The 17,787-nt window shown below is 46.1% G+C and carries 10 protein-coding genes and 1 pseudogene; 6 read left to right on the top strand and 5 right to left on the bottom strand.

The genetic code is table 11. From position 1 onward, the window contains the following. Positions 1-202: 202 nt before the first annotated feature. Entirely contained in the window at positions 203-1,774 is a 1,572-nt protein-coding gene (locus EHS89_RS19285; RefSeq protein ID WP_124927806.1) for a trimethylamine methyltransferase family protein, read from the bottom strand. Between the two features lie 425 nt (positions 1,775-2,199). On the opposite strand from EHS89_RS19285, the pseudogene cobA reads away from it, so the two are divergent. Further along, a pseudogene (cobA, locus tag EHS89_RS19280) lies at positions 2,200-3,090 on the top strand (uroporphyrinogen-III C-methyltransferase). Between the two features lie 121 nt (positions 3,091-3,211). Here cobA and EHS89_RS19275 read toward each other — a convergent pair. After that, positions 3,212-4,810, bottom strand: coding sequence for a BCCT family transporter (locus EHS89_RS19275; protein ID WP_124927805.1), 1,599 nt, complete (start codon positions 4,808-4,810; stop codon positions 3,212-3,214). Positions 4,811-5,817: 1,007 nt separating this feature from the next. Between EHS89_RS19275 and EHS89_RS21530 the strand changes: the two genes are divergently transcribed. Further along, entirely contained in the window at positions 5,818-8,061 is a 2,244-nt protein-coding gene (locus tag EHS89_RS21530; protein WP_124927804.1) for a calcium-binding protein, read from the top strand. Positions 8,062-8,269: 208 nt separating this feature from the next. Here the strand turns inward: EHS89_RS21530 and EHS89_RS19265 are convergent, their stop codons facing one another. Together EHS89_RS19265 and EHS89_RS19260 are read right to left on the bottom strand one after the other, a co-directional pair. Further along, entirely contained in the window at positions 8,270-8,689 is a 420-nt protein-coding gene (locus tag EHS89_RS19265) for a phosphoadenosine phosphosulfate reductase (RefSeq protein WP_124927803.1), read from the bottom strand. Between the two features lie 208 nt (positions 8,690-8,897). After that, complete coding sequence (locus EHS89_RS19260) at positions 8,898-10,073, bottom strand: p-hydroxyphenylacetate 3-hydroxylase oxygenase component (RefSeq protein ID WP_124927802.1); 1,176 nt, start codon at positions 10,071-10,073, stop codon at positions 8,898-8,900. Positions 10,074-10,437: 364 nt separating this feature from the next. Here EHS89_RS19260 and hpaA point away from each other — a divergent pair, with 364 nt between their 5' ends. Continuing rightward, on the top strand, positions 10,438-11,394 hold the full coding sequence (gene hpaA / locus EHS89_RS19255; protein WP_229753620.1) for a 4-hydroxyphenylacetate catabolism regulatory protein HpaA: 957 nt from the start codon (positions 10,438-10,440) through the stop codon (positions 11,392-11,394). Between the two features lie 214 nt (positions 11,395-11,608). Next, positions 11,609-12,547 (top strand): flavin reductase family protein, encoded by a 939-nt coding sequence (locus EHS89_RS19250; RefSeq protein ID WP_124927801.1) that lies wholly within the window; start codon positions 11,609-11,611, stop codon positions 12,545-12,547. 425 nt (positions 12,548-12,972) lie between these two features. Here the strand turns inward: EHS89_RS19250 and EHS89_RS19245 are convergent, their stop codons facing one another. Next, entirely contained in the window at positions 12,973-14,184 is a 1,212-nt protein-coding gene (locus EHS89_RS19245) for a multidrug effflux MFS transporter (RefSeq protein ID WP_124927800.1), read from the bottom strand. Between the two features lie 587 nt (positions 14,185-14,771). Here EHS89_RS19245 and EHS89_RS19240 point away from each other — a divergent pair. Both EHS89_RS19240 and EHS89_RS19235 read left to right on the top strand, forming a co-directional pair. Then, the gene (locus tag EHS89_RS19240; protein ID WP_124927799.1) at positions 14,772-16,043 is read left to right on the top strand and encodes an alginate export family protein; all 1,272 of its coding nucleotides are present in this window, start codon (positions 14,772-14,774) and stop codon (positions 16,041-16,043) included. Positions 16,044-16,115: 72 nt separating this feature from the next. Further along, entirely contained in the window at positions 16,116-17,525 is a 1,410-nt protein-coding gene (locus EHS89_RS19235; RefSeq protein WP_124927798.1) for an aldehyde dehydrogenase family protein, read from the top strand. Positions 17,526-17,787: the final 262 nt, after the last annotated feature.

Genomic DNA, 17,787 nt, shown 5'->3' with positions numbered 1-17,787 from the left:
AACTTCTGTTGTCAGGAAGTTATGGCTCTCATCCGTAGAATCTGCACAGCGAACCTACCTGTAAAAAATGTGGAAAATTCAGCTTAAAACCAAACTACTTTTCCTCAGTTTTTGACAGCATAGACAGTTAGTAATCATTGTTATTGTTATAGCACCACGAAGGCAGTATAGCCTTCGCAGTGTAAATAGTAATAGTTGTAAATTAGGAGATATTTGAGTCCGGGAAGGATGCTTTACGTTGCTCCATGTAATCGAGGAGTGCCTGATCAATGGCAGGATCCAGTTCTGGTGCCTGATACTCAGAAAGCATCTTCTTCCAGTGAGCGTTAGCCCGTTGTTCCTGGCTTTTACTGCCTTCGGATTCCCACTGTTCGAAGCTGTTATTGTCCGCCAGAGGTGAACGATAGAATGCTGTCTTGAAGTTAGCCTGAGTGTGGGCGCAGCCGAGGAAGTGATTACCCGGGCCTACCTCTTTAATTGCATCCATGGCCTGGCCGTTTTCGGACAGATCAACACCTTTTAGCAAGGTCTCCATCATGCCGGCATTGTCAGCGTCCATGACGAATTTTTCATAGCCCATTACCAGTCCGCCTTCCTGCCAGCCGGCCGTATGCAGAGCAAAATTAACCCCAGCCAGAGCTGTTGGAATCAGTGTGCTGACAGCTTCACCGGCAGCTTGAGCGTCAGGTACCTTAGCGGCGCAGAAGCCTCCACCTGAACGGAAGGGTACGCCAAGACGGCGTGCCAGATTAGCCATGATATAAAGTACCAGCGCCGGCTCAGGGGTGCCGAAGGTTGGTGCGCCTGATTGCATAGAGATGGAGCTGGCAAAGCTACCCATAACGACTGGTGCGCCGGGATTGACCAACTGTACGAAGGCCATGCCTGCCATCGCTTCTGCCAGGGACTGTGCTGCAGTACCGGCTACCGTTACCGGTGACATAGCGCCAGCCAGAATGAAGGGGGTGACGACGCAAGCCTGGTTGTTACGGGCATAAACTTTTGCGGCACCCAGCATGGTATCGTCAAAAGTCATCGGTGAGTTAGCGTTGATAAGGCTGGTCACGATGGTCTTTGGTTTGCCTGTTTCCTCATCGATATAGTTATCGCCGAACAGGATCTTACACATTTCTACGGTATCTTCAGCCCGTTCAGGTGCGGTTACCGAGCCCATGAAAGCTTTATCAGAGTACTTCATATGCGCGTAAAGCATGTCGAAGTGACGCTTGTTTACCGGCAAGTCGACCGGTTCACAGATGGTGCCGCCAGAGTGGTGAAGGCTAGGCGACATGTAAGCCAGTTTTACGAAGTTCTGAAAATCTTCGATGGTCGCATAACGACGCCCTTTATCCATGTCATACACGAATGGACAGCCGTATGCCGGAACAAATACTGTGTTTTTACCACCGATACGGACATTTCTGGCAGGGTTGCGGGCGTGTTGGGTGTATTCACGAGGCGCAGATGTCTGAATAAGAGAACGACACATACCACGGGGGAATTTAACCAGCTGGCCTTGTACGTCGGCACCGGCGTCACGCCAGATCTGCAGGGCTTCTTCATCATCACGAAATTCAATGCCGACTTCTTCAAGAATAGTTTCAGCATTATTTTCGATCAGACTCAGGCCATCATCATCCAGTACTTCATAATAAGGAATGTTGCGGGTGATATAAGGTACGCTAGTGTCAGCGGCCTGGGTTCCGGCAGCCTGCCGGCCTGCGCGTCCACGACGACTACGGCGTGATCTGACTGGGGCTTCTGTATCGCTCATTATCTGTACTCCGGTATTTTCAGGCTGATGACCTGATGTCTTTTTACAACAGCCTGACATGGCTAAGCTTTCAAACAGTATGGTTTTGCAGCTGTTGCGGAGCTGACCTCTTAGCGACACAGTTCTGTTCTAAAGCGTCATTTTCTGGCGCCAGGCCGACAAACTTATCGCTGGATATTTGACCTTTCCTGAAGCGGTCGTTTTGCTCCTGATATTGAACCAGACTAGTCGCTCCCGGGATATTTGGAAGCTCTGTTTTTTGCTAGATTCTGGACAGACTGTTAGCCCTTTTTGTTAGTTGGTTTCGTTAGTAGAGCCAGGCAGATTGGGTTGCAGTGCTGAAGTGACTTTGGCCAAAACTTAATATACAGATCCGGGCTACTCAATCAGAACGATGGGCTGTATTAGTATCAGGAGAGATCGAATTGGATTATCTTCCGCTGTTGAGAAAATGCCTGAATCAGGAATGTTCCGCTCATAAGTCCGGTTCAAATGCCGGCGAAGTTTATCTTGTAGGAGGAGGGCCGGGAGACCCCGAACTGCTTACCTTTAAAGCGTTGCGGCTGATGCAACAGGCTGATGTCGTGCTTTATGATCAGTTGATTTCAACGCAAGTACTGGCATTGTGTGCTCCTGATATAGAGAAGATCGATGTGGGTAAGCGCTGTGGTAATCATCGGCTTGCGCAACAAGCTATTAACGAACTGATGATTAAGCATGCACTGCAAGGTAAACGAGTGCTGCGCCTGAAGGGGGGAGACCCGTTTGTTTTTGGCCGGGGCGGGGAAGAGCTTATGGCGCTACAGCAGCAGAAAATTCCCTATTAGGTTGTGCCGGGGATTACTGCGGCCAGTGCCTGTTCGACTTATGCGGGTATTCCGTTAACACATCGTGATTATGCTCAGTCGGTTACCCTGGTGACCGGGCAACTGAAAAATCATACCAGCGATCTTAATTTTGCTCAGTTAGTGCAGCCGAATCAGACCGTTGTTTTTTATATGGGCTTACAGAATATAGACAAACTGTTTGAGCAACTGATCGCTCATGGCAAGCCTTCTGCTACGCCCGCTGCTATTGTTTCTCAGGGCACAAGCCCTGAGCAGCGGGTATTGACCGGGACTCTGCATGATCTGCCTCAAAAGCAGGAATATGCTCAGTTGGCTGCTCCCGCACTGATTATTGTCGGAGAGGTGGTGCAGCTGCATGATGATCTGGCCTGGTTTGGTACAGAGCTGTTGCATAACCAAGACTTGGCTCTGCCTGTTGGGGAGGTAGATGCGGAAGTGGAAACAGTGAGCGTTTCCAGTGCCTGTTAATCTGTTCGTTTAGTCATATATTCTTCCATTGCATAGTTCCTGCATTTTTTATGGAGGTACAAAAAAGCCGGCTAAATAAGCCGGCTTTTTATATTGCTGAAGCAACTATCGAATGAGAATCTTACTGAACTTCAGACTTGAGGCCTTTATACAGACTCAGGCACATAAATATCAGTACCACAGTAAATGGTAAGCCAGTTGTAATGGCACCAGCCTGAAGTGCTGTCAGCGCTTCTGAGCCACCACCGTACAGCAGCACGCCGGCAATAGTTCCCTGAAGTACTGCCCAGAAGATGCGCTGAGGTACAGGCGCGTCAACTTTACCACCGGCAGTAATGGAATCGATTACCAGTGAACCGGAATCAGACGAAGTGATAAAGAACACCAGGACCAACACAATCGCCAGGATTGAGGTCAGTTCGGTCAGAGGCAGGTTTTCTAACATGTGGAACATGGTCAGAGAAACATCACCAACACCGTTAGTTAGTTCACCAATGCCATTCTGAATCTGGTCCAGAGCGCTGCCACCAAAAGCGGCCATCCAAACGGCTGAAACAATGGTAGGAATCAGCAGTACGGCGGTCATGAATTCACGTACCGTACGACCTTTGGAAATACGGGCGATAAACATGCCTACAAATGGAGACCAGGATACCCACCAGGCCCAGTAGAATACGGTCCAGCCGGTATAGAATTTTTCATCTTCGCGGCCAATCCAGTTACTTAGCGGGATAATATCGCCGGCGTAGCTGCTAACAGTACCAACAAAGTTACCAAAGAAAGCGGTAATAGAGCCGGCAACGATTACGAACAGTAGCAAAATGCCTGCAATGCACATGTTGATGTTACTCAGCACTTTAACGCCGCCTTCCAGGCCGCGGATTACCGATAGTATCGCAATGGCAGAGACTGCGATGATGATAGCAACCTGAGTGGAAATATTATTATCGACACCAAACAGGAAATTAAGACCCGCAGCTGCCTGGGAAGCTCCCAGGCCCAGAGATGTCGCAAGACCGAAGATAGTAGCCAGTACCGCTACAATATCGATAACATGACCGATAGGGCCCCAGACACGTTCACCTAATAATGGGTAGAAAGCGGAACGAATGGTCAGCGGCAGGCCTTTGTTATAGGTAAAGAAAGCCAGCGCCAGAGCAACTACACCATAGATAGCCCAGGGATGCAGTCCCCAGTGGAACATGGTTGCGCCCATCGCTGCAGATGCACCTTCGGGTGTGTTAGCAGCAGCATTTAATGGGGTACCCCACCAGTCGGTATAGTAAGCGACGGGTTCTGCAACACTCCAGAACATCAGACCGATACCCATACCTGCGGCAAATAGCATTGAGAACCAGGACATTCTGCTGAAATCAGGTGTGGCTGTTTTGCCACCCAGACGGATTTTGCCTACCGGTAAAAAAATCAGAGCGATACAGAACAGAACAAACAGGTTGCCGCCGATCATAAACAGCCAGTCAAAGGTCTCAATCGACCAGGTACGGGCGCCAACCAGCATCTCTTTAGCATCAGCAGGGAAGATCAGAGCCAGTACAACAAATGCGATGATAGCAAATGCGCTGGTTCCGAATACGGGGTTGAGGACATCCATCCCCATGACCTGTACGTTATCCTGACCGGCTTTATAGTCGGTGGTATATTCTGAACTCCCATTCGAAGTGGCCGTTGTGCCTGAGCCACTTTGAGTATTGTCGTACATAGGGTTACTCCATTGTTTTTATTATGAGTCAGTCTTCTGTTACAAAGCAGACCGGTAAATGCCAGAACTTACCGCTGCATATAGGGCATATTAAAGAAGAGCAATTCATATTGATGATTCTGATTGCGACATGCTCGGCATTGAGTGCGTCGGTTTACAGTAAATTGAGGCGTACTGACTGTATTTAAGCGTCGTTATTATGCGGACCTGTTTTTGATAATCAAGCACTTGTCAGAGCTAAGCTTGCTAGATGTAATATTCAGAGAGGCCACGTTAGGCAGAATATGTTGAAGTTGATGTTCAGGATGAAAGCGTTCGGACCCTGATCCATAAAGTAATAAAGTAACATAAAGCAGGATAAGTTGTTGTGATATAGGAAATATTTTGTTAGAAATATACATAAGCAAGGATGCCCAACGAAAAAAGGAATTCAAATCATGTATTACATCCCACCATTTTTTTAGTCGTTCACATGCTGGTAAACCGCAAAGAAGGGCTGCTATATGATGACTTTGTCGAAACTTTATGGTCGATTAGCTGACTGTGTTTATCAGTACTGTCGTTCATTGTTTTTCCTTAGTTTTCAATGTTTGGCGCCCTTAAATTGAATCATAGTCTTGTGTTTATCTAGTTGTGTGCGATTTGTAAATTTTTTGCTCTCGTACAGCAATATTAATGGCATAAAGTCATAAAAAGCTGAAGCAAACCATGCTGATACGGAAACTGAAAAAACCGTAGTTTTACCTTTTTCATGTTATCTAATTGAGTAGATAACAATTTTTCTAGGTGGCAGATTTTAATTAATAAATGTCGTCTATAGTTCCAATGCAGGATGCATATAGTGAGCCAGGATGCTCTTTCTTATCGTTATCTTCCTTTCTATATGAATCATGTTTGAATTTCTGCAAGTAGATACTTGGCATGCCTTAGTCGCCGGGTTTCCAGTTGCTGAGATAAATAGCTCTTATGATTAAGGGCTAAAAATTAAATAGTGGGGAGAATAAATTATGACTACAAGAACTGCAGATCTTTTGTTATACGGCTCAAAGATATCCGCAGCAAGCACAACTACGCTTGCTACGCCAGGTAATGATGAGCTCTTCGGCACAGCAGGAAACGATATTATCGACGGTGGTGCTGGTGATGATGTTATCAGAGGCCGTGATGGTTCAGATTTACTTATTGGTGGTACTGGCACTGATACGTTATTTGGTGGTGCGGGTTTAGATGAGCTTCAGGGCGGCGATGGTGATGATGTCCTATACGGTGAAGCTGATAATGATTTGCTGGATGGTGGAGAAGGTAACGACATATTATATGGCGGAAATCATTTAGATTCACTGTTTGGTGGCTCAGGTAACGACCATTTATACGGTGAGAGTGGTAATGATTATTTAAGTGGCGATCTAGGTGATGACCTGCTAGATGGTGGCGTGGGTAATGATTCTCTTCATGGTGGTTTAGGTAATGACCAGCTTCTTGGGGGGAATGGACTTGACTATCTGGTAGGTGGAGATGGTGATGATGTTCTTGACGGAGGACATGGTCAAGATTATCTAGCAGGAGGAAATGGTAGTGATATTCTCTTGGGTGGTCATGGTCAAGATAGTTTGCACGGGGGCGATGGCAATGATGAGTTAGATGGTGGTCATGGCAGCGATATTATTGATGGTGATGCCGGTGATGATGTCTTAATGGGAGGAGAAGGGAACGATATCTCCTATGGTGGCGATGGTAATGATGTAATTATCGATGATTTAGGTTTTAACACCTTATTCGGTGAAGACGGAAATGATCTGCTTCAGATCTCAAGAGTTGACGGGCAAGGTGCTGAATTCAGTAATACTCTGGACGGTGGTAAAGGGGAAGATCGATTAGAAGGCTGGGCAAGTGCTGAAACTTATCACTTTGATCGTGGCGATGGTCACAATACGATTAATGATCTTGATATAGCAATCGATACTAATATTGACAAAATATCTTTTGGCTCAGGAATATCCGTAGATGATATTACGGTTTCTATTGAGGGGGATAATATTGTTATTGATATAGAGGATCCTAATGGTATAGAACAAGACAAAATTACCATTGAGAATATGGCAACAAACCAGGCTTATCGCGTTGAGTGTTTTGCATTTGCTGATGGTAGTGTATTAACTGATAGTGAGCTGTTGGAGTTGGTTGAGCTTACAACCAATTCTGCGCCCGAAATAAATAGAATACTTTCAGATCGCCTCTATACAAAAGGAGATTTAATTAGCATCAATTTGTCTCGTGCATTTAGTGATCCCGATGGTGATGCGTTAACTTATACTGTGACCGAGGCCGATGGTAGTAGACTACCTAGTTGGTTAGAGTTTGATGCTAATAGGCTTTCACTCAACGCTGACCGGTATTCCTATTACCAGACTCCGGGTGTCACTGAAGTTAAAGTAACGGCAACTGATGAGAGTGGTGAATCCAGTTCTCAAGTATTTTCGCTGGCTCATGGTGATGGAGACTTTAAGTTTTATGGCCATAGTTGGGGAGATATATTCCTGAAGGGGTTAGGGGATGATGTTTTTTATGGTAACGGTGGAAATGATTATCTAACGGGAGGGATTATCGGTGACGATACCCTTGTAGGAGGCTCAGGCGATGACCGACTATATGGTAATTATGGTGACGATGTCCTCGATGGCGGCACTGGAAACGATAAATTATATGGCGGCACTGGAAACGATGGGCTTGTAGGAGGCTCAGGTAATGACTTTCTTTCAGGTGAGGCCGGTCGCGATACCCTTGTCGGTGGTCGTGGTAATGATGTTTTATCAGGAGGCGATAGCGGAGATTATTTGTCAGGAGGGGAAGGTGATGATGTTCTTTTCGGTGGAGAAGGTTCAGATCATTACATAATGCATGCTCAAGGTGGCCATGACCATATTCTGGATAGTGGCAGTGGAAGGCGGGGGGATAAGTTAACATTTAGTTCAGTGGATTCAGAGTTGGGATTATGGTTTTCCCGATCACAGGATGATTTGATAATTGATGTCGTTGGAACACGAGACAAAGTGACAATTGATAATTGGTATCGCTCATCAAGCAACCAAATAGAAACAATTCGTATTGAAGGAGCTTCTATTTCGGACACTGGAGTCGAAGCATTGGTTAATGCAATGGCGAGTTTTGACAGGCCAACAGGAAATGTTGACATTATTCCGCAGGACGTTGCGAGTCATCTTGAACCTGTACTCACCGCTGTTTGGAGCTAAGGATAGGTTACGTTTTAAGCTGCCGGAAGAGTGCTTCCGGTAGCTTAAATGACCTAAAAGGCTCTATCTGAGCACTGAGATTTTAAGTAGTTTCATTCTAAAGTTCTGACCATATCTTATGGATAGATTGGTACACCCCAAAGCCTGCTAAGCCTGACCATAAAGTTTCATCTCAAACTCTGGATGTATAGTTATTGCAGCAACGAGATTACCCAAAGATCATGCTTCTGGCGATCCAGACCATAATAAAAGTGGCTAAAGCGATGATACTGGAGGATACCCCCGCGAGGCGGGATTGGAGCCAGCCGAGAATGCCAATTGAGATAATAAACAGAAAAAGTGCAAGTGTAGCAGCAGAGGTACCTATAGAACGGACAAAGGTAATGCTTTCTAAAAGTTCTGCTGAGACCTCATCGATACCAGCAATACGCAGGCTAAGCGCGACATCGATGTAAAGAGCGATAAGAAAGAGCAGGGAGGTCGCGGTAAACAAAATAAAGCTGAGAGTGGCCATGGGGCTTTCAGATTTACTACGGATAATCTGAGCAGCAATAGATAGAGAGAAGCCTGCCATCAGACCGCTAATGAAAGATACCTGACCCGTTTGTAACTCGAGAATCTCATTCATATTTTTATCGCCTGATATTAACCTATGAGATATCTATCTGGAAATAATCAGTCTATCGGGGAATTGGGGTTTCGGCTAGGGCTGATAAAGCTGAGTGGTGAAAGATAAAGCGGTGTGGTTGGTTTTGCTTTTGCAGAGGAATTGATAAGGAAGCTTAGGATATAAAAAAAACCCGCGTCAGGCGCGGGTTTTTTTACAAGTATGGTAATTAAACCATAGTTGGATCTGGATCCATGCCCATGATAGAGCGGCCCAGAACCTGCTTACATACATCGTAATCAGTGTATGCGTGAGCAGCAGTCATGTTCACATCACGCCACAGACGCTGGATCTCGTTGTCGTGAATCCAGGTAGAACCACCGGATACTTCAAACAGACGGTTAACAGCTTCAACACACATCTTGATTGCATAAGCCTGGTTGGTACGCCAGAAAGCCAGTTCAGCATCAGTTGGGTAGCGCTTCTGCTCACCAAACTCTTTGTGCTCATCCCAGGTTTTTTCCATGAATGCACGGGCAGCCATTACCTGGTGAGTAGATTCAGCCAGACGCATCAGAGGTGGAATCTCTTTACCGGAAGCCGCCATAGTATAAGCACGGGTACGGTTCTGAGTCAGCTCTTTGTATACAGTCAGCATGCGCTCTGCGATACCCAGTGCCATCGATGCGAAACCACAAGCGAAGTATGGACGGTAAGGGGTGTAGTAGATCTTGCTGTCAGGGTACAGACCGAAACCAGCAGATTCGCCGCTCATCATCGCCTTAGCTTTTTCAATACGGTGCTCAGGGATGAAGGTGTTCTCTTTAATATGCAGAGTCTTAGTACCTGATGGCTTCATGCCCGCAGAGTACCAGTCATCGATGATTTCGTAATCATCTTTATACACAACACCGAAGCTGTAATCTTTTTCGCCAGTTTCTTTGTTGTCACGCAGGAAACCAAGGATAGCCCACTCAGCGTGGTCGCAACCAGAACTCCAACGCATATCACCATTGAAGATTACGCCGCCTTCGGTTTCTTCTGCTTTACCGAAAGGTGCGATAGAGCTGCTTGCAGTAGCATCAACGTCTTCACCCCAGAACTCATCCTGAGCTTGCTTAGAGAACATAGCCATCTGGTGGCTATGGGTGATCAGCAGGCTGAATGCCCATGCGGTACCGCCACAAGCGCCAGCCAGTGCAGCGATGCAATCGGTTACTTCCGGCAGAGACAGTTCAAGACCGCCGTAAGCTTTAGGCTGAAGTGCACGGTGCAGTTTGATTGACTTCAGAAGACGGATGTTTTCATCTGGTACCCGACGTAGTTGTTCAGCTTCAACCGCATTAGCTGCGATCGCAGGCAGAATCTCTTTCAGTTGGTCGAGCATTGGATTTGTTCTTTCCATCGTTCAGTACCTTGTTTGTATTATTCTGTTGTTACAACACAGTCTGTTCAATCATCTCTTGCTGAACATCCTGTACTAGTGATGGATCCATTATTGTTCACAAGTTAACTAATTAAAATGGATCTTTCATAGGCTTGCTTGTACTTTTGATAGTTAACATATGAATTAAAATGGCCCTGTATCTAGGTAGATTGGAGAGGGTGTTATGGTTATCTTATTGATAATTAAGGGTTTAGGTATTTGATGCTAGTTTGGGAACTGTTAGTGATTGCACAAAGGGTGGAATAATTCTTTATAAAAGCCTCAAAGTAACTAAAATAAATCCTATTCAGAAATCAAAGCATCTTTAGTTGTGAGGCTATGTATGAGTACAAGTACAACTTCAACGCCCATTGGACAAAAATCGACTAAGCGCTCTGTGACTGGTTCTGCTAATTCCGACGATATTCCAAATATAGATATAGGTCACGCTTACGATCAGCATTATGTAGATGCAGAGATCCATTATGAGCATCATGAAAAGATGGCTGATTTCTTTGGACGAAATATGCCGGTACATCATCATGATCGCTTTTATCAGGTACATGTGATTTTAAATGGTACGGTGCGTGTACATCTGGATGAAACAAGCTACACAGTTAAAGGACCGATGTTTTTCTTTACACCACCGACGGTTCCACATGCCTTTGTTACCGATAATAATGCAACAGGCCATGTAATAACTGCACGGCAACAGTTGGTGTGGGAATTAATGGGAGCGATGATTCCAACCGGATTAGCAAGTAAGAGCTTTATTAATAGCCCTCTGTGTGTCGCTTTATCGCCGGAAAAAGATCCAACCGCGGAACGTATGTTGCATCTGCTGACATTGATGGCCGATGAAAATGACCATACCAGTATGGAGCATACCCTGGCACTTAAAGCATTATTACAGTTAGTGTTGATTGATATAGCGCGGCTATCTGATCAGAAACAACCTAAACAGAAAACCCGAAAAGAAGATGTGCGAATCTTTCACCGCTTTAACGAGCTAATAGAAGCCCACTTCTGTGAACATCTGACGCTGACGCAGTATTCTGAAATGATCAGCGTTACTGAAGCTCGCTTAAATGAGATCTGCCGTCGTCTGGCAGGGCTACCATCAAAACGATTGATTATGGAAAGGTTGATGCAGGAAGCCAGACGACAACTGACTTATTCCGTAGCGCCAATTACCGAAATTAGTTATCAATTGGGTTTCAAAGATCCTGCATACTTCGCAAGATTTTTTCGCAGAAATGCAGGCGTGACGGCGAGCGAATACAGAGAAAAAGTTAAATAGTCTTTATAAACAGTGTCTTATCCGCATTGCTGAGTTTTGTTGTTAGTTTTATATAATTGTTTAAACTATGAAAAGTACAATTAAAGCAGTGAAAAATATATGTTAACTGTCAGCATTGAATCTATAATTAGTTAACATATGAAGTTTCGCGTAGCTTGGCGCAGACACAAAGCATAATAATCAAAGCGACTCCTATTAATAAAAGGTGACCTCCATGTCTCAGACAGCATTTGACCCTAAAGATTTCCGCCGTGCATTATCTCAGTTTCCTACTGGTGTAACTGTTATCACTACACTGGATGCTGAGGGTAACCCTGTTGGTGTAACAGCTAGCAGCTTCAACTCTGTGTCAATGGATCCGACCCTGGTGCTGTGGAGTATTGATAAAGGTGCCCACAGTCTGTCTACTTTTGAAAATGCAGAGCACTTTGCTGTAAACGTACTGAGTCGTGATCAGGTGGCAACTTCAAACAACTTTGCCAGCCGTGGTGAAGATAAGTTTGCTAACGCTGAATATACAGCGGGTCTGGGTGGTGCGCCGGTACTGAATGATTATGCAGCACAGTTTGAATGTAAAACATGGGCTGTATACGAAGGTGGCGATCACTTGATTCTGGTTGGTGAAGTGCTGGACTACCGTTTTAATGATGCTGTTGAACCGCTTGTTTTTGCTCGTGGTAGCTATGCAGTTTCAGCTCAACATCCAGAGATGGTTAAGTCGCCAGCGCCATGCGCAGCCAGCGAAGATGATTTTGTTGGTGATTACCTGTTATACCTGCTGCGCGCCGCGTACCAGGGTTTCAGCGCTGACCTTTATCCAAAACTAAAAGCCGAGTGTGATGTGACACCGGAAGAGTGGCGTATTCTTGCACGTATGATCAGCTGTCCTGCAATTAAAATTGCTGACCTGAGTGGGATGGTAATGCAGCCTGAAGTAGCGCTGCGCCAGACTGCTGACTGGATGGCTGAACGTGGTCTTGTAGCATATCAGGATAGTGATACTCTGGCTGTGACTGCAAAAGGTTCTGAGGTTGCGGCGAATATGCAGGCGCTGGCGGTAGGTGAGGAATCAGCTCTGCTTGCTTCCCTGACTCCGGAGCAGTCTGAGCTATTGAAAGGAAGCCTGAAAGGTTTGATTGCCAAACTGGGTTAAGGGCTCGGTTAACTAAGGCTCGTCTCACAAAGGCTTAGCTTAACAACCATAACTTTCCCCGTATTATAAAAACCGCTCTGGTGCAAGCCAGAGCGGTTTTTTTGTGTCTTGTGAAGACTGTTAAAGGGATGGGGTATCTGTCTAGCTTATCTTGTTTATAGAACAGCTGATTGACCCGGTATTATTGAATTTTCTGCTAAGTAGTAGCGACAGTGGATTACATATAAATCAAGGGACGTAAGTAAAGGGCAATAAGGGAAGTTAGAAAACAAGGAAAGCAAAGAACAGTAAGCAGGCGAGGTAAGACATGAAGGTAAACAGGCCTCTTTATGTTTTAAGAGACCTGCTTAATCGTCAGTGTTGATAGCCTGGCCGGCAGCGACTGGTGCTAAACAACCTGAGCTATAGCCAGTGGTAGCTGCGACTCAGGCTGACTGGCTGGCCGCCCAGCGGGTAATGATAAATGAACCGCCCGGTAACAGGACAAAACCCAGCATCAATGGGATAGGGGTGTCGTTGAACGACTGGCCAACGATAGTGCCTAAGGCAACAGCAATTAAAGTTGAAACAACGCCGACAAAGCTGGATGCCAGACCGGCTATATGGCCAAAAGGCTCCATGGAAAGCGCATTAAGATTACCAAACAGCAGTCCAACACCCATAAGTAAGATAGTGAAATAAGTCATGATGAACCATAACGGAGGTACTGAACCAAGCCAGATACAACTGATCAGAGCTACCAGGGAAAGTAATGCGGTTCCTGCCTGAGCGCCCATTACCAAAGGCTTCATGCCAAACCGAACTACAAGTTTTGCATTTAGAATGTTAGATACACCAATGCCTATCGCCAGAACCGCGAAATAGAAAGGGAAAGCGGTACCTAGCTGATAGAGCTCCTGGAGAATCTGCTGAACTGAATTCAGGAAGCCCAGGAATGATCCGAAAGCCAGACCTAATGCAACGATATAGGCGACTGCTACTTTGTTCGCGAGTACTTCTTTTGAACTGTTCTGCAGTGTTTTAAAGGATAGCTTTCCCCGTTTTTCTGATGGCAGGGTTTCAGGTAGTCTAAGTGCAAACCAGGTAACAATACCCAGTGCCATCAATAGCAGGAATATAAAAATTGCCCGCCATCCTGCAATCGCGAGAATGCCCTGACCAATAATAGGAGCAACGATCGGCACCATAATAAATACGGTCATTATCAGTGACATTACGCGCGCCATCTGAGGGCCTTTGTAATGGTCTCTGACGATAGCGACAGTCACAATACGTGGGCCTGCTGCTCCAAGCCCCTGAAATAACCGGCCGAGCAACATCATCTCTAAACTGGTTGAGAAAATAGAGATCAGAGTGCCTATGATGAACAGGCAGAAACCCAGATATATGGAGGGTTTGCGGCCGATAATGTCCGATAGAGGACCGTATAAAATCTGACCGACAGCAACACCGAGAAAGACCATGGTTATGATGAGCTGTGTATCGTTAGCCCGGCTGACGCCCAGGTCCAGACCTATCTCAGATAGTGCTGGCAGCATAAGATCAATCGCCATCGCAACAAAACAGGTGACAAACCCCATCATCGCAACAAATTCTGTAAATCCGATATCGGGTTTAGTGGTGCTGGCATTGTTCATTATTGTGGCACCTTCCTAGGATTACGCGGACTTAAATTCGACATAATATTTTCCATGGCATAGAACTGGATAGTTGTAATAACCCTCGACGACAGATCATGTGAGTCTGACCTGGCGAACCCATTAACCGAACCGGGATATAACCAGAAAGCGTATTTTAATGTCTGATAACTGTACTTTAAATGGCGACTTCAGAGCCTGGGCTGTTCAAGTAGCAGGTTACAGAGATCAACGGAGGGTTAAAAGTACTTAATATAGTAATTATATTTTGTAGTTTACCATTAATCAGAAACAGATAAACGCCGGCCGACTATATAATTACCGGAGTAATCACCATTAGCCGCTAAATTAGCCAGAGCCTTTAAGGGCTTGTTACAACTGCTTACATTTTTATACAAGTTACTACATCCCTCGCGTATCTGATTTACACCCCGGCGTTATGCTTTCCTCAGTGCTCTTTTTGTCCGTCATAAGGATATTCTGTTTTCCCCCTTCTAAACGGAATACGCAACGGGTGAGCCATGCAGCTAGAAGAAAATTAGAACGATAATAAGAAAAAACGCGTGTTTCGCGGAGGATACTAGACGATGAAAATGATTACTGGTCGTAAAGCTACCGGTTACCTACTGACCATGGCAGTTGCCGCTGCGATGTCTGCACCGGCACAGGCTTATAACCTTTATTCAGAAGAGGGTGCAGAGCTGAATCTGGATGTTGAAGCTATTGTTGGTACATTCAGCAGTGACGAGAACTACTTTGGTAAAGCCGGTAATGGTTCTAGCTGGCAGGAAGCCTATATTAAGGCTGGTTTCAGTGGTAGTAAATCTGTAACGGAACAGAACAGTGTTTACGGCGGTATTAGTCTGGTTGCTTCAGGTACCTGGGGTGATGGTGACGCTGGCGGAAATACCGATGGTAGTGAGCGCCGTACTGCACTGGAAGATGCTTATGTGGGTTATCGTACCGGTATGCTGGATATCTCAGTGGGTCGTCAAAACTTCTCAATTGGCGATGGCTTTTTAATTAATGGTGATGCATTGAATCTTGGAGAAGGCGTTTTTCCTGATTCAAACCGCGGCGGCGCTTATTGGCTGGCAGCCCGTAAGGCATTCGATAAAACCGCTATTGCCCGTATTGGCGGCGATGATGGTCTGCGTGGCGATATTTTCTATCTGCATTCAGATAACAAAGCTCAGTCGGAAATGGAGTTGGCTGGTCTGAACATTGAGTATGTCACTGATAAAGGAACCTTTGGTGGTACCTATATCAAAGGACTTGATGCGGTAGGCAATACGGCCCGCGATGGTCAGAAAACCATGAGTGTACGTTACCAGGGTAATGCCGGTGTCGAGAACCTGTTCCTGTCAGCAGAATATGCTGATCAGTCCCAAGGCGATAGCTCTGCTGACGGCAATGCATGGTATGCAGAAGCGGGCTGGACCTTTGCTGATGCTCCATGGGCGCCTCAGCTGACCTACCGTTATACTAAATACGATGACGGCTTTGATTCTCTGTTCTACGGTTTTAACCGTGGCTACGGCACCTGGTTCCAGGGTGAAGTTGCAGCTAATTATGCTGGACCATTCGGCAGCTCGGCCAAGATACAGCATGTTGCTCTGAAAGCTTACCCGGCTGAAACGCTGGCGATTGGTGCGCTGTATTTTAACTTTGATGATTCCACTACCTTTGGCGCAAACTCCAATGGTCAGGAACTGGATCTGTATGCCGAGTGGGTGGTTAATGATCATTTGATCATCAGCCCTGTAATTGGTGTCTATTCTCCGGATAGCGATAACACCACCCAAAATACCAATGACGACAATTTCTATGCGCAAGTTATAGCGATCGTACCGTTCTAAGAAAAAACATAATTATAAAAGTCGGTCTACTCATAAGTAGGCCGGTATTTTCGGTTAAATGAGGATAAAGCAATGCAAACATATTCACTGATTATCAATGGCCAGAAAGTGGCGGGTGAGGCGGGTAGCTTTGATGTACTGAACCCTGCTAACGAAACAGTTGTCGCTCAGTGCCCACAGGCCAGCACCGCTCAGTTAGATGAAGCCGTTGCTGCCGCCCAGGCATGTTATGAAAGCTGGCAGTACTCCAGCCATGAAGCACGTAAGCAGCTGTTATTGGATATCGCTGATCGTATTGAAGCGAATGCGTCTGAACTGGCGCAGATTGTTGTTGAGGAACAAGGCAAACCTATGTTCCTGGCACAGGCAGAAGTCGGTGGTGCGATCGCATGGACTCGTGCAACGGCTGATTTGGAAATGCCGGTTGATGTGCTTGAAGATACTGATACAAAGCGGGTAGAGGTGCACCGTAAGCCGTTAGGCGTTGTAGGTTCTATTACGCCATGGAACTGGCCGTTGATGATCGCCGTTTGGCATATAATGCCGGCCATTCGTTCAGGCAATACGGTGGTGTCCAAACCATCCGGTCTGACGCCATTGAATACCCTGCGTCTGGTTGAAATTATTAATGAAGTAGCCCCGGCGGGTCTGGTTAATATCGTTACCGGTGAAAGTGGTATCGGTAGCGGTATGACTAAGCATCAGGGTATTCGCAAGATTGTATTTACCGGTTCAACGCCTACGGGTCAGACTATTATGCGTGGTGCTGCTGATAATCTTAAGCGTTTAACGCTAGAGCTGGGTGGTAACGATGCAGGTATTGTACTTCCGGATGCCGATCCCGCTGCGATTGCAGAAGGCATTTTCCAGACTTCGTTTCTGAATATGGGTCAGACCTGCGCATGTCTGAAGCGTCTCTATGTACATGACTCTATCTATGAAGAGATGTGTGAGAAGCTGGCAGAAGTGGCAGTACAGCAAACCCTGGGTAACGGGTTGAATGAGGGTGTCACTTTCGGTCCGATACAGAATAAAGATCAGTTCAATCTTGTTAGTGAGCTGGTTGAAGATGCCCGTGCAAATGGCGCTCGTATCTTATCTGGTGGTGAACCGTTGGACGGAAAGGGATATTTCTATCCGCCAACTATTGTTGCCGATATCTCTGATGGCACTCGCCTGGTTGACGAAGAACAATTCGGACCGGTTCTTCCGGTTATTCGTTACTCTGATATTGATGATGCGGTTAAGCGTGCTAACGCTTCTGATGTGGGGCTGGGTGGTTCGGTATGGTCAGCTGATATTACCAAGGCTGCTGAAATTGCCGGACGTCTGGAGTGCGGTACTGCCTGGATCAATGGTCATGCTGAACTGCTACCTTATGCGCCGTTTGGTGGCTGTAAGATGTCTGGTTTTGGTGTTGAGTTTGGTCAGGAAGGCCTGATGGAATACACCAGTGCTCAGGTAATCAATATCAACAAATAATTCAGAAGCTACTGTGCTTGGCTATCCTGCGTTAAAAATTGTCTCAAAATGCTCAGCGGCAGCTTGCTGTCACAACGCTGAAAGGCGGCCCTTTAGGGTGAGCAAAGCGAATATTTACATTTGTAAACTCCGCTTTTTCAACAATTTTTTCCTTGCTTAGCCAGCGCTCGTAACGCTTCTGGGGCTCTGCATTATTTATAAATGATGAATAGAGTTTTTCAGCTTCTAAGTTGATCACCCTGCCGGGAGGGTAAGCCCGGTG

The organism is Amphritea balenae, assembly GCF_003858655.1.
GTDB classification, from domain to species: domain Bacteria; phylum Pseudomonadota; class Gammaproteobacteria; order Pseudomonadales; family Balneatricaceae; genus Amphritea; species Amphritea balenae.
Note: the sequence above shows the minus strand (reverse complement) of the source record. Positions and strands in the feature narration are given on the sequence as shown.